This window comes from Streptomyces sp. NPDC090083, assembly GCF_044747445.1.
Taxonomy (GTDB): Bacteria; Actinomycetota; Actinomycetes; order Streptomycetales; family Streptomycetaceae; genus Streptomyces.
The window spans coordinates 58,349-71,153 of record NZ_JBIVED010000008.1 but is presented as its reverse complement, the minus strand read 5'-3'; the positions used below and the strand labels follow the sequence as shown (position 1 = coordinate 71,153).

The 12,805-nt window shown below is 70.0% G+C and carries 11 protein-coding genes; 5 read left to right on the top strand and 6 right to left on the bottom strand.

Annotation, left to right across the window (positions count from 1 at the left end; translation table 11 throughout):
- Window position 1: 1 nt before the first annotated feature.
- From secF to ACIPTO_RS26770, 3 genes are all read left to right on the top strand, one after another.
- Window positions 2-1,126: a protein translocase subunit SecF gene (gene secF / locus ACIPTO_RS26780; RefSeq protein ID WP_401196251.1), complete on the top strand. Its 1,125-nt coding sequence runs from the start codon at window positions 2-4 to the stop codon at window positions 1,124-1,126.
- Window positions 1,123-1,662 (top strand): adenine phosphoribosyltransferase, encoded by a 540-nt coding sequence (locus ACIPTO_RS26775; RefSeq protein WP_366323116.1) that lies wholly within the window; start codon window positions 1,123-1,125, stop codon window positions 1,660-1,662. The genes secF and ACIPTO_RS26775 overlap by 4 nt, the downstream gene beginning before the upstream one ends.
- Window positions 1,663-1,905: 243 nt before the next feature.
- On the top strand, window positions 1,906-4,446 hold the full coding sequence (locus ACIPTO_RS26770; protein WP_366323118.1) for a RelA/SpoT family protein: 2,541 nt from the start codon (window positions 1,906-1,908) through the stop codon (window positions 4,444-4,446).
- A gap of 73 nt (window positions 4,447-4,519) precedes the next feature.
- On the opposite strand, the gene ACIPTO_RS26765 is transcribed toward ACIPTO_RS26770, so the two are convergent.
- Window positions 4,520-5,749, bottom strand: a complete 1,230-nt coding sequence (locus tag ACIPTO_RS26765) for a DUF349 domain-containing protein (RefSeq protein WP_366323120.1) — start codon at window positions 5,747-5,749, stop codon at window positions 4,520-4,522.
- A 134-nt stretch (window positions 5,750-5,883) separates the two neighbouring features.
- On the bottom strand, window positions 5,884-6,705 hold the full coding sequence (locus ACIPTO_RS26760; RefSeq protein ID WP_366323122.1) for a peptidylprolyl isomerase: 822 nt from the start codon (window positions 6,703-6,705) through the stop codon (window positions 5,884-5,886).
- A gap of 179 nt (window positions 6,706-6,884) precedes the next feature.
- On the opposite strand from ACIPTO_RS26760, the gene ACIPTO_RS26755 reads away from it, so the two are divergent.
- Both ACIPTO_RS26755 and hisS read left to right on the top strand, forming a co-directional pair.
- A complete protein-coding gene (locus ACIPTO_RS26755; RefSeq protein WP_401196246.1) occupies window positions 6,885-7,595 on the top strand; it encodes an MBL fold metallo-hydrolase in 711 nt (236 codons plus the stop codon).
- A gap of 10 nt (window positions 7,596-7,605) precedes the next feature.
- Window positions 7,606-8,868 carry a histidine--tRNA ligase gene (hisS, locus tag ACIPTO_RS26750; RefSeq protein WP_366323126.1) on the top strand — a complete coding sequence of 421 codons (1,263 nt, stop codon included), beginning with the start codon at window positions 7,606-7,608 and terminating at the stop codon, window positions 8,866-8,868.
- A 210-nt stretch (window positions 8,869-9,078) separates the two neighbouring features.
- Here hisS and ACIPTO_RS26745 read toward each other — a convergent pair whose 3' ends face one another.
- Genes ACIPTO_RS26745 through ACIPTO_RS26730 form a run of 4 tightly spaced genes read right to left on the bottom strand, consistent with a single transcriptional unit; the run spans window position 9,079 to window position 12,714 of the window.
- On the bottom strand, window positions 9,079-9,702 hold the full coding sequence (locus ACIPTO_RS26745; protein WP_366323128.1) for a response regulator transcription factor: 624 nt from the start codon (window positions 9,700-9,702) through the stop codon (window positions 9,079-9,081).
- Window positions 9,699-10,997, bottom strand: a complete 1,299-nt coding sequence (locus tag ACIPTO_RS26740) for a sensor histidine kinase (protein WP_401196243.1) — start codon at window positions 10,995-10,997, stop codon at window positions 9,699-9,701. The genes ACIPTO_RS26745 and ACIPTO_RS26740 overlap by 4 nt, the downstream gene beginning before the upstream one ends.
- On the bottom strand, window positions 10,994-11,851 hold the full coding sequence (locus ACIPTO_RS26735; RefSeq protein WP_401196240.1) for an ABC transporter permease: 858 nt from the start codon (window positions 11,849-11,851) through the stop codon (window positions 10,994-10,996). Before ACIPTO_RS26735 ends, ACIPTO_RS26740 begins: the two co-directional genes overlap by 4 nt.
- Window positions 11,848-12,714: an ABC transporter ATP-binding protein gene (locus ACIPTO_RS26730; RefSeq protein ID WP_366323134.1), complete on the bottom strand. Its 867-nt coding sequence runs from the start codon at window positions 12,712-12,714 to the stop codon at window positions 11,848-11,850. Before ACIPTO_RS26730 ends, ACIPTO_RS26735 begins: the two co-directional genes overlap by 4 nt.
- Between the last annotated feature and the right edge of the window lie 91 nt (window positions 12,715-12,805).

Sequence of the window (12,805 nt, the reverse complement as noted above, 5' to 3'; positions counted from 1 at the left end):
GATGTCGAAACTCGGCAACCTCGGCGCCCGACTGCACCGTGGCGAGGTCGGGTACGACTTCGTCGGCAATCGCAAGATCTGGTACGGCATCTCGATCCTGATCACCATCACGGCCATCCTCGGCCTGACGGTGCGCGGCCTCAACATGGGCATCGAGTTCCAGGGCGGCGCGGCCTTCACCACACCGAAGAACATGAGCGCCTCGGTCAGCCAGGCCGAGAAGTACGCCGAGGACGCCTCCGGCCACGACGCCGTCGTCCAGAAGCTCGGCGACGGCAGCCTCCGCATCCAGATCGCGGGCATCGACACCGACAAGTCCGACAGCATCAAGACGAAGCTGGCCAAGGACCTCGGCACCAGCTCCGAGAGCATCGCCGCCGACCTGGTCGGCCCCAGCTGGGGTGACCAGATCGCCAACAAGGCCTGGGAGGGCCTGGCGATCTTCATGGTGCTGGTCGTGATCTACCTGGCGATCGCCTTCGAGTGGCGCATGGCCCTGGCCGCGCTCGTCGCCCTGATCCACGACATCACCATCACCATCGGGATCTACGCCCTCGTCGGCTTCGAGGTCACGCCCGGCACGGTGATCGGTCTGCTGACCATCCTCGGTTACTCGCTCTACGACACGGTCGTCGTCTTCGACAGCCTCAAGGAGCAGACCAAGGACATCACCAAGCAGACCCGCTGGACGTACAGCGACGTCGCCAACCGTTCCATCAACGGCACGCTGATGCGGTCCATCAACACCACGGTCGTCGCGCTGCTCCCGGTCGGCGCCCTGCTGTTCATCGGCGGCGGCTTCCTCGGCGCGGGCGTCCTCAACGACATCTCGCTGTCGCTGTTCGTCGGCCTCGCGGCCGGTGCGTACTCCTCGATCTTCATCGCCACGCCGCTCGTCGCCGACCTCAAGGAGGCCGAGCCGCAGATGAAGGCGCTCAAGAAGCGCGTCCTCGCCAAGCGGGCCCAGGCCGCCGCGCAGGGCCGGCCGGTCGAGCCCGAGCCCACCGCCGGCCCGGACGACGACTACGACGACGAGCCCGAGGACGCGGCAGCCGTCGTCGGTCCCCGCACCCAGCCGGCGTCCCGCAACCGCGGCCGCGGCCGCCCCTCGGGGAAGCGCCGATGACCGACATCCAGGAGTTGCTGCTCAGCCGTATCCGCGATGTGGCCGACTACCCGGAGCCGGGTGTGGTGTTCAAGGACATCACCCCGCTCCTGGCGGACCCGGCCGCGTTCACGGCGCTCACGGACGCCCTCGCCGAGGTCGCCGTGAGCACCGGCGCCACCAAGGTCGTGGGCCTGGAGGCCCGCGGGTTCATCCTGGGCGCCCCGGTGGCCGTCCGCGCCGGCCTCGGCTTCATCCCCGTGCGCAAGGCGGGCAAGCTCCCCGGAGCCACCCTCGGCCAGGCGTACGACCTGGAGTACGGCTCCGCCGAGATCGAGGTGCACGCCGAGGACCTCAGCGCCGGTGACCGCGTCCTGGTCGTCGACGACGTCCTGGCCACCGGCGGCACCGCCGAGGCCTCGCTCCAGCTGATCCGCAGGGCGGGCGCCGAGGTCGCGGGCGTCGCCGTCCTCATGGAGCTGGGCTTCCTGAACGGCCGCGCCCGGCTGGAGCCGACGCTGCAGGGGGCTCCCCTGGAGGCGCTGCTCCAGCTCTGAGCGACGGCGGGAGGAACAAGCCCCGGGACATCCGCAGGACGGCCGCGAGAAGGCCGTAGGAAAGCCCTGGGACACCCGTAGGACACCGCGGAGGCGGGCCCGGAGGAATCCGGTGCCCGCCTCTCGTGTTGCAGGGGTAGACGGGCCTCACATCGGGCTGAAGGCGAGCCCGGGGCCCGGGATCGCTACCATGGGCACTCCGGAGCCTGACCGGGGGACCCGGATCGCGCACGAGGAGTCCTCTTGGCAGACGAGGCCCAGCCCCTGACCGCCGCCAAGCCCGAGCCCACCCCGGGCCCCGCGGCGGAGCCCGCCACGGGCGCGAGCACCGCACCGAGCGAACCCCGCCCGGCGGCGGAGCACGACCGGTCGGCGCCCGCCGACAAGGCGGCCGAGCCCTCGCGCCCCAAGCCCGCCCAGGTCGAGCGTCCGGCGGCCACCCCCGCGCCCCGTCCCACGGCCGGCCAGCCCGCCCGCACCGGCGGCGGCTCCTCCAACCGCGTCCGCGCCCGCCTCGCCCGCCTCGGCGTCCAGCGCTCGAACCCGTACAACCCGGTCCTGGAGCCCCTGCTGCGGATAGTGCGCAGCAACGACCCGAAGATCGAGACGGCCACCCTCCGCCAGGTCGAGAGCGCCTACCAGGTCGCCGAGCGCTGGCACCGCGGCCAGAAGCGCAAGAGCGGCGACCCGTACATCACGCACCCGCTCGCCGTGACGACGATCCTCGCCGAGCTGGGCATGGACCCGGCCACGCTGATGGCGGGCCTGCTGCACGACACCGTCGAGGACACCGAGTACGGCCTCGACCAGCTCCGCCGCGACTTCGGCGACTCCGTCGCGCTCCTCGTCGACGGCGTCACCAAGCTCGACAAGGTCAAGTTCGGCGAGGCCGCGCAGGCCGAGACCGTGCGCAAGATGGTCGTCGCGATGGCCAAGGACCCGCGCGTCCTGGTCATCAAGCTCGCCGACCGCCTGCACAACATGCGCACCATGCGCTACCTCAAGCGCGAGAAGCAGGAGAAGAAGGCGCGCGAGACCCTGGAGATCTACGCGCCGCTCGCCCACCGCCTGGGCATGAACACCATCAAGTGGGAACTGGAGGACCTCGCCTTCGCGATCCTCTACCCCAAGATGTACGACGAGATCGTCCGGCTGGTGGCCGAGCGGGCACCGAAGCGTGACGAGTACCTGGCCATAGTGACCGACGAGGTCCAGACCGACCTGCGCGCCGCCCGCATCAAGGCGACCGTCACCGGCCGCCCGAAGCACTACTACAGCGTCTACCAGAAGATGATCGTCCGCGGCCGCGACTTCGCGGAGATCTACGACCTGGTCGGCATCCGCGTCCTTGTGGACACCGTCCGCGACTGCTACGCGGCACTCGGCACCGTGCACGCGCGATGGAACCCGGTCCCCGGCCGGTTCAAGGACTACATCGCGATGCCCAAGTTCAACATGTACCAGTCACTGCACACGACGGTGATCGGCCCCAACGGCAAGCCCGTCGAACTGCAGATCCGCACGTTCGACATGCACCGCCGCGCCGAGTACGGCATCGCCGCGCACTGGAAGTACAAGCAGGAGGCCGTCGCCGGCACCTCCAAGGTCCGCTCCGAGACGCCCCGGACCACCGGCAAGGACGACCACCTCAACGACATGGCGTGGCTGCGCCAGCTGCTCGACTGGCAGAAGGAGACCGAGGACCCGGGCGAGTTCCTGGACTCCCTGCGCTTCGACCTGTCGCGCAACGAGGTCTTCGTCTTCACGCCCAAGGGTGACGTGATAGCGCTGCCGGCGGGCGCCACCCCGGTCGACTTCTCGTACGCGGTGCACACGGAGGTCGGCCACCGGACCATAGGAGCACGGGTCAACGGGCGGCTCGTACCGCTCGAATCCACCCTGGACAACGGCGACCTGGTGGAGGTCTTCACCTCCAAGGCGCCCGGCGCGGGCCCCTCCCGCGACTGGCTCGGCTTCGTGAAGTCGCCGCGCGCCCGCAACAAGATCAGAGCCTGGTTCTCCAAGGAGCGCCGCGACGAGGCCATCGAGCAGGGCAAGGACGCCATCGCCCGCGCGATGCGCAAACAGAACCTGCCGATCCAGCGCATCCTGACCGGCGACTCCCTCGTCACGCTCGCGCACGAGATGCGCTACCCGGACATCTCCTCGCTGTACGCGGCGATCGGCGAGGGCCATGTCGCCGCGCAGAACGTCGTACAGAAGCTGGTGCAGGCGCTCGGCGGCGAGGAGGCGGCCACCGAGGAGATCGACGAGAGCGTCCCGCCGACCACCGGCCGCGGCCGCAAGCGCCGTTCCAACGCCGACCCGGGCGTCGTCGTCAAGGGCGTCGACGACGTGTGGGTCAAACTGGCCCGCTGCTGTACGCCCGTCCCCGGCGACCCCATCATCGGGTTCGTCACCCGGGGCAGCGGCGTATCGGTTCACCGCAGCGACTGCGTCAACGTGGAGTCACTGTCCCGCGAACCCGAACGCATCCTCGAGGTCGAGTGGGCGCCCACCCAGTCCTCGGTCTTCCTGGTCGCCATCCAGGTCGAGGCCCTGGACCGCTCCCGGCTCCTCTCGGACGTCACCCGCGTCCTGTCCGACCAGCACGTCAACATCCTCTCCGCGGCCGTCCAGACCTCCCGCGACCGCGTCGCCACCTCCCGCTTCACCTTCGAGATGGGCGACCCCAAACACCTGGGCCACGTCCTCAAGGCGGTCAGGGGAGTGGAGGGCGTCTACGACGTGTACCGGGTGACCTCGGCGCGCAACAAGACGTAGGCGAACGGCTTCCACGAAGAGGGGCTCCCGTACGTGATGTACGGGAGCCCCTCTTCGCGTGCGTACGGACGGGTCAGCCGCCGAACTCCTGCAGACCCTTCAGCGCCTGGTCCAGCAGGGCCTGACGGCCCTCGAGCTCGCGCTGGAGCTTGTCGGCGCGGGAGGCGTTGCCCTGGGCGCGTGCCTGCTCGATCTGGCCCGTGAGCTTGTCCACGGCGGCCTGGAGCTGACCGGTGAGACCCTCGGCACGCGCGCGTGCCTCCGGGTTCGTCCGGCGCCACTCGGCCTCCTCGGACTCCTGCAGGGCCCGCTCGATCGTGTGCATCCGGCCCTCGACCTTCGGGCGGGAGTCACGCGGCACATGGCCGATGGCCTCCCAGCGCTCGTTGATCGAACGGAAGGCCGCGCGGGCCGCCTTCAGATCGGTCACCGGCAGGAGCTTCTCGGCCTCCTCGGCCAGCTCCTCCTTGAGCTTCAGGTTCTCCGTCTGCTCGGCGTCCCGCTCGGCGAAGACCGAGCTGCGGGCGGCGAAGAAGACGTCCTGGGCACCGCGGAAGCGGTTCCACAGATCGTCCTCGTGCTCGCGCTGGGCGCGGCCCGCCGCCTTCCAGTCGGCCATCAGCTCGCGGTAGCGCGCGGCCGTGGGACCCCAGTCCGTCGAGGCCGACAGACCCTCGGCCTCGGCGACCAGCTTCTCCTTGGTCTTGCGGGCCTCCTCGCGCTGCGCGTCGAGCGACGCGAAGTGCGCCTTGCGGCGCTTGGAGAAGGCCGACCGGGCATGCGAGAAGCGGTGCCACAGCTCGTCGTCCGATTTGCGGTCCAGGCGCGGCAGACCCTTCCAGGTGTCCACCAGCGCCCGCAGCCGCTCACCGGCCGCCCGCCACTGGTCCGACTGCGCCAGCTCCTCCGCCTCGACGACCAGCGCCTCCTTGGAGTGCCGGGCCTCGTCGGACTGCTTGGCGCGCTGCTGCTTGCGCTCCTCGCGGCGCGCCTCGACGGTCTCCACCAGCTTGTCCAGCCGGGCGCCCAGCGCCGCCAGGTCGCCCACCGCGTGGTGGGCGTCGACCTGCTCGCGCAGATGGTCGACGGCGGCCTGCGCGTCCTTCGCCGACAGGTCGGTGGTCTTCACGCGCTTCTCGAGGAGGCCGATCTCCACAACCAGGCCTTCGTACTTGCGCTCGAAGTAGGCCAGCGCCTCCTCAGGGGAGCCGGCCTGCCAGGAACCGACGACCTGCTCGCCGTCGGCCGTACGCACGTACACGGTCCCCGTCTCGTCGACGCGGCCCCACGGGTCGCTGCTCACAGCGCCTCCTCCACATGATGCCTGCGCGGGGCTCAGCGCCCCTGGGCATCGTCCACAGTTTCGTCACGGCCAACATAGGCGACCGGCGGGCGGCCTGTCCGCATCCAGCGCGACCGAAAATTCGCTGTTGACGGTCAGGATTTGGTGACGGTGGCCTTGTTGATCACGACCGTCGCGTTCGGTGCCCCGTCGCCCGCGCCCGTGCTCTCGCCGGCCGCCGCGATCTTCTGCAGGACCTTCATCCCGGAGGCCGAGATCGTACCGAACGGCGTGTAGCTGGCCGGAAGCTGGCTGTCCTTGTAGACGAGGAAGAACTGGCTGCCGCCGGTGTGCTTCTGACCGGTGTTCGCCATCGCCACCGTGCCCGCCGGGTAGACCCCGCCCTTGAGGCTGGTGTCCTTCAGGTTCTCGTCCGGGATCGTGTAGCCGGGACCGCCGCTGCCCGCGCCCGTCGGGTCGCCGCACTGCAGCACGTAGATGCCGCTGGTGGTGAGCCGGTGGCACTTCGTGTGGTCGAAGTAGCCCTTGGCGGCGAGGAAGTCGAACGAGTTCACGGTGTGCGGCGCGGCCGACGTCTTGAGCGCGATGTCGATGTCACCGCAGGTCGTCGCGAGCTTCATCGTGTAGTCGGCCGACTTGTCGATCGTGACCGCCGGCTCCTTCTTCCACGTCTCGGTCTTGATCTTGCCGGCGGCCGGCTTCGCGCACGGGTCCGGGGCCTTCTTCGTCGCCGAGGCGCTGGGCGTGACGTCCGCGCTCGCGTTCGACTTGTCGTCGTTGCCCTTCATGACACCGGTCGTGTACAGCGCGACACTGCCGATCACGATCACGCCGAGCACCGACGCGATCACCGAGTTGCGCATGCGCGCCTTGCGTCGAGCGGACGTACGCCGCTGCTGCTGCCGCAAGAACTTCTCCCGCGCGAGCTGCCGCTTCCGCTGTTCCTGGGTGACCACCGGATTCTCTCCTCATGCGTCTCGTACGCCGACTGGGACGCGTGCGTCTTGTGAGCCGACCGCCTGCGTGTGCCCCGTACCGTATATGGGTTCGCTGAGGATTCGGCAGCGCCGGTAGGCTCTGACCACTGACGCAGGGATCCTTATCCCCTCCCGTATCGACACAACGAAGGACGATCGTGCTCATTGCCGGGTTCCCCGCCGGGGCCTGGGGGACGAACTGTTATCTCGTCGCCCCCGCCGCCGGTGAGGAGTGCGTGATCATCGACCCGGGCCATCAGGCCGCCCAGGGAGTCGAGGAAGCGCTCAGGAAGCATCGGCTCAAGCCCGTCGCGGTCGTCCTCACCCATGGCCACATCGACCATGTGGCCTCGGTCGTCCCGGTGTGCGGCGCACACGACGTGCCCGCCTGGATCCACCCCGAGGACCGGTTCATGATGAGCGACCCCGAGAAGGCGCTCGGCCGCTCGATCGGGATGCCGCTGATGGGCGAGCTGACCGTGGGGGAGCCGGACGACGTCAGGGAGCTGGCCGAGGGAGCGCGGCTGGACCTTGCGGGACTGGAGTTCTCGGTCGCGCACGCGCCGGGCCATACGAAGGGGTCGGTGACCTTCCGGATGCCCGAGACCACGGAGATCCCCTCCGTGTTCTTCTCCGGGGATCTGCTCTTCGCCGGCTCCATCGGACGCACCGACCTGCCCGGCGGCTCCCACGCCGAGATCCTCGACTCGCTGGCCCGCGTGTGCCTGCCGCTCGACGACTCGACCGTGGTGCTGTCCGGCCACGGCCCCCAGACGACCATCGGCCAGGAGCGCGCCACCAACCCGTATCTGCGGGAGGTGGCCTCCGGCGGCCAGGGAGCCCAGGACGCTCCCCGACGAGGAATGTGACGAGATTTCCGTGAGCACCTTTCAGGCCCCCAAGGGCACCTACGACCTGATTCCGCCGGAGTCGGCCAAGTACCTCGCCGTGCGCGAGGCCATCGCCACTCCGCTGCGCAACTCCGGCTACGGCTACATCGAGACGCCCGGCTTCGAGAACGTCGAGCTGTTCGCGCGCGGGGTCGGCGAGTCCACCGACATCGTGACCAAGGAGATGTACGCCTTCGAGACCAAGGGCGGCGACCGGCTCGCCCTGCGCCCCGAGGGCACGGCCTCCGTCCTGCGCGCGGCGCTCGAGGCCAACCTGCACAAGCTGGGCAACCTCCCGGTCAAGCTCTGGTACTCCGGCTCGTACTACCGCTACGAGCGCCCCCAGAAGGGCCGTTACCGCCACTTCTCCCAGGTCGGCGCCGAGGCGATCGGTGCGGAGGACCCGGCGCTCGACGCCGAACTCATCATCCTCGCGGACCAGGCGTACCGCTCCCTGGGGCTGCGGGACTTCCGCATCCTCCTCAACAGCCTGGGCGACAAGGAGTGCCGTCCGGTCTACCGGGAGGCGCTGCAGACCTTCCTCCGGGGCCTCGACCTCGACGAGGAGACCCTGCGCCGCGCGGACATCAACCCGCTCCGTGTCCTCGACGACAAACGCCCCGACGTCCAGAAGCAGCTGGCGGACGCGCCGCTGCTCCGCGACTACCTGTGCGACGCGTGCAAGGCGTACCACGAGGAGGTCCGCGAGCTCATCACGGCCGCGGGCGTCTCCTTCGAGGACGACCCGAAGCTGGTCCGAGGCCTGGACTACTACACCCGTACGACCTTCGAGTTCGTCCACGATGGGCTGGGGTCCCAGTCCGCGGTGGGCGGCGGCGGGCGCTACGACGGCCTCTCCGAGATGATCGGCGGGCCCGCGTTGCCCTCCGTGGGCTGGGCGCTGGGCGTCGACCGTACGGTCCTCGCCCTGGAGGCGGAGGGTGTCGAGCTCCAACTCCCCGCGTCCACCAGTGTGTTCGCCGTCCCTCTCGGCGAGGAGGCCCGCCGGGTCCTCTTCGCCAAGGTCACCGAACTCCGCAAGCTCGGTATCGCGGCGGACTTCTCCTACGGCTCCAAGGGGCTCAAGGGCGCGATGAAGAGCGCGAACCGCAGCGGTGCGCGCTACACCGTCGTCGCCGGCGAGCGCGACCTCGCCGAGGGTGTCGTCCAGCTCAAGGACATGGAGTCCGGCGAGCAGAGGGCGGTCGGGGTGAACGAGATCGTGGCGGAACTGGAGTCGAAGCTCGGCTGAGGACGGGCTTTTTTCGCCCCCGCCGCCCCTACCCGTCCCGTCCTTCTGGGGCTCCGCCCCAGACCCCGCTCCTCAAACGCCGGAGAGGCTGAGAATCAGCGGCTTTCAGCCCGTCCGGCGTGTGAGGACGAGGCCGTTCAGGCCGAAGCGGGGGTCTGGGGGCGGCAGCCCTCAGGGACGGGACGGGTAGGGGCGGCGGGGCGGGAATCCTCAGTCCAGCAACCCGTACCGCATCGCGCTCGTCACCGCCGCCGTCCGGTCGTCCACCCCCAACTTCCCGAAGACCCGCAACAGATGGGTCTTCACGGTGGACTCCCCGATGTACAACCGCCGCCCGATCTCCGCGTTGGTGCATCCTTCCGCCACCAGCCGCACCACCGCGACCTCCCGCACGGACAGCCGAGGCCGCTCCGGTCTGGTCCGCAACTGGTCGACCAGCCGCGCCGCCACGGAGGGCGCCAGCACGGTCTCGCCACGCGCGGCGGCCCGTACCGCGTCGGCGAGTTCACTCCGGGGCAGATCCTTCAGCAGGTAACCCGCCGCCCCGGCCTCCACGGCCCGCAGGATGTCCCGGTCGGTCTCGTACGTCGTGAGGACGATCACCCGGCACGACAGCCCGGCCGCACTCATCCGCACGATGGAGTCGACACCCCCACCGTCCGGCATCCGCAGGTCCATCAGCACGATGTCGGGCCGGAGTTCGGCGGCCAGCGCCTCGGCCTGGGGCCCACTGGACGCGTCGGCGACGACATCGAGATCCGGCTCGGCACTGAGCATGGCCCGCAGCCCCTCCCGTACGACGGGATGGTCGTCGGCCAGGATGATCCGGATCATCGGGGACTCCTCGTAGGTGATGCAGGTGATGCAGGTGATGCAGGTGATGCAGGTGATGCAGGTGATGCAGGCGGTACGGGCGACGCGGGTGTTGCGAGTGGTACGGGCGATGTCGGCGACACCGGCAGGCTGACCGTCACCGTCGTGCCGTCGCCCGCCGCGCTCCGCACCACCGCCGTCCCGCCCACCTCGGCCGCCCGGGTCCGCAGCCCCGCCAAGCCGTAGCCGCCGGACACCGCACCCGGATCGAACCCGCACCCGTCGTCCCGTACGGACACGGTGAGCCGGTCGTCGGCGTACGCCAGCGAGAGCCGCACCGCCACCGAACTCCCCGCGTGCTTGCGGGCGTTGGCGAGAGCCTCCTGACAGGAGCGCAGGGCCACCACCTCGGGGCCCGCGGGCAGCGCGCGTACCGGGCCGGTGACGTCGAGGGTCGCGTCGTGGCGGGCGGCGAGCCGGCGCAGGGCGTCCGGGAGGGAGGCGTCCGCGAGGTCGGCCGGAGTGCCGCCGGTGACCAGGGCGCGGGCCTCGGCGAGGTTCTGGCGGGCGGTCTCGTCCATCAGGGCCAGGTGACGGCGGGCCTGCGGGAGATCGTCGTCCAGCTCCGCCTCCACGGCCTGCACCAGCATCAGCAGGCTGGTGAAGCCCTGGGCGAGGGTGTCGTGGATCTCGCGGGCCATGCGCTCCCGCTCGGCGAGCGCGCCGTGGGCCGAGGAGAGCCGGGAGACCTCGTGGCGGCTGGCGTCCAGTTCGGCTATCAACTCGGCGCGCTCCTGGCTCTGTTCGATGACACGGATGATCCAGGTGCCCAGGGCCACCGAGAAGACCAGGGTGACCACCGCGAAGACCGAGTTGAAGAACACGTCCTGCGCGCCGGGCCACCACAGCAGGGTCCAGCCGATCACGGGCACGATGTTGATGACGGTCACCGCGATCAGCGCCCAGCGCAGCCGCAGCACCATGAAGCAGGGCGGGACGAGCGCGAAGGCCAGCAGCCTGGTCTCGCCGACCAGGACCGCCGAGGGCAGGAACAGGGCCATCTCCGCGACGAGGTAGCCGACCGCGCGGCGCTCGTCCGGCGGGTCGCCCTGGAGGACCGGGCGCCCGATCACGACGTAGAGCGGGATCAGCGGGACGAGGAGGGCCGCCGCCGTGACGCGCACCGGCCACCCCGGTCGGCTCGTGCCGAGCACGAACACCAGGGTGGCCAGCCAGATCAGGGCGAAGTACGTGTCCCAGAGCCGGAAGGAGCGGTCCCAGGTGTACGAACCCGACGGCCCGTGCGGAGCCGTCATCCGTCGCGCCGGTTCTTCCACCGGAAGGTCAGCAGGCACAGCAGCAATCCTCCGACGCACCACGCCCCGAGCACCAGCGCGGTCTTCCCGAACTCCCAGCTCCCGGCCTGCTCCAGCACCTGGGCCGACGAGGGCAGGAACACCCCGCGCAGCCCCTGGCACATCCACTTCAGCGGGAACAGGGCGCCGATGTTGAGCATCCAGTCCGGGATGGTGTCGATGGAGATGTACACCCCGGAGATGAACTGCAGGACCAGGAAGGGCAGGACGACCACGGAGGTCGCGCTCTTGCCGGACTTCGGGACCGAGCTGATCGCGATGCCGAGCAGGGCGCACGCCGTCAGACCGAGGACGAAGATCCAGCCGAAGTCCAGCCACTTCGTCGCGGACGACGGCAGGTCGACGTCGTAGAGCGTGGTGCCGACGACCAGGAGGATCGCGGTCTCCATCAGGCCCGTGACCAGAACCAGCCAGATCTTGCCGAGGAAGTACGCGGCCGGCGGCATCGGGGTGCCGCGCAGCCGGCGCAGCACCTTCTCGTCGCGTTCGATCGCGATGGAGATGCCGAGGGACTGGAAACTCGTCGACATGATGCCGGCGGCCATCATCGCCGGGACGTAGAGCTGGGAGGCGTTCACCCCCGCGCCCTTGACGTCGTCGCTGAAGATCGACGCGAACAGGAACAGGAAGACGACCGGGAAGGCGAAGGTGAACACCACCTGGTCGCGCTGGCGGAAGAACTGCTTGATTTCGAGGCCCCCGCGGCGCAGGCCCAGTCCCCAGGCGTTGGGCAGCCGCTGCCGGGAGGTCTTCGGTCCGGCCGCTGCGGCGGTCGTGGGCGTGGTCGTGGTCATCGCGCGTCCTCCTGTCCGGTCAGCCGGAGGTAGACGTCCTCCAGGGTGGGGCGGCTCACCAGCAGGCCGGGGATCTCGCCGTCGAAACGGCGCATGAGTTCGGCTACGACCTTGGTGGGAGTCTCCGTGTGCTCCGCGCGCGGGGTGCCGTCCGGCTCGGTCCACTCGACGGTCGCCCCGGTGCCGTGGCGCTCGCGCAGGGCGGCCGGTTCCCCCTCGGCGACCACACGGCCCTGGGCGACGATCGCGAGGCGGTCGGCGAGGTTCTCGGCCTCCTCCAGGTAGTGCGTGGTGAGGAGGATGGTGGTGCCCTCGTCGGCGAGCTTGCGGATCAGGTCCCAGAACTGGCGCCGGGCCGCCGGGTCGAATCCGGTCGTCGGCTCGTCCAGGAGGAGGAGATCGGGGCCGCCTATCACCCCGAGGGCCACGTCGAGACGCCTGCGCTGACCGCCCGACAGCGCCTTGATACGGCTGTCCTTCTTGGCGTCGAGGCCGACCAGTCCGATGACCTCCTCCGGGTCGCGGGGCCGCGGGTAGTAGCGGGCGAAATGCCGCACGGTCTCGCCGACCGTCAACTCGGCGGGTGCGGATTCGTCCTGCCAGACGATTCCGACCCTCGAACGCCACGCGCGGGTGCCGGTCGCCGGGTCGGAACCGAGCACCGAGACCTCGCCGGCGTCCCGGCCGCGGTTGCCCTGGAGGATCTCGACCGTGGTGCTCTTGCCCGCCCCATTGGGTCCGAGCAGGCCGAACACCTCTCCCGTGCGGATCTCCAGGTCGATTCCGTCGACGGCGGTCACGTCCCCGTACTGCTTGCGCAGCCCCCGCACATCCACTGCGAGTTCGTTCGCCTGTTTTGTCATGCCAGGAGCATCGTCCGGAATCGAGCGTTCAGGGACGACCGTGCGGACTTCCTTATGTCCACCGAACGGTGGACACGCGTGTGCGTGCGGC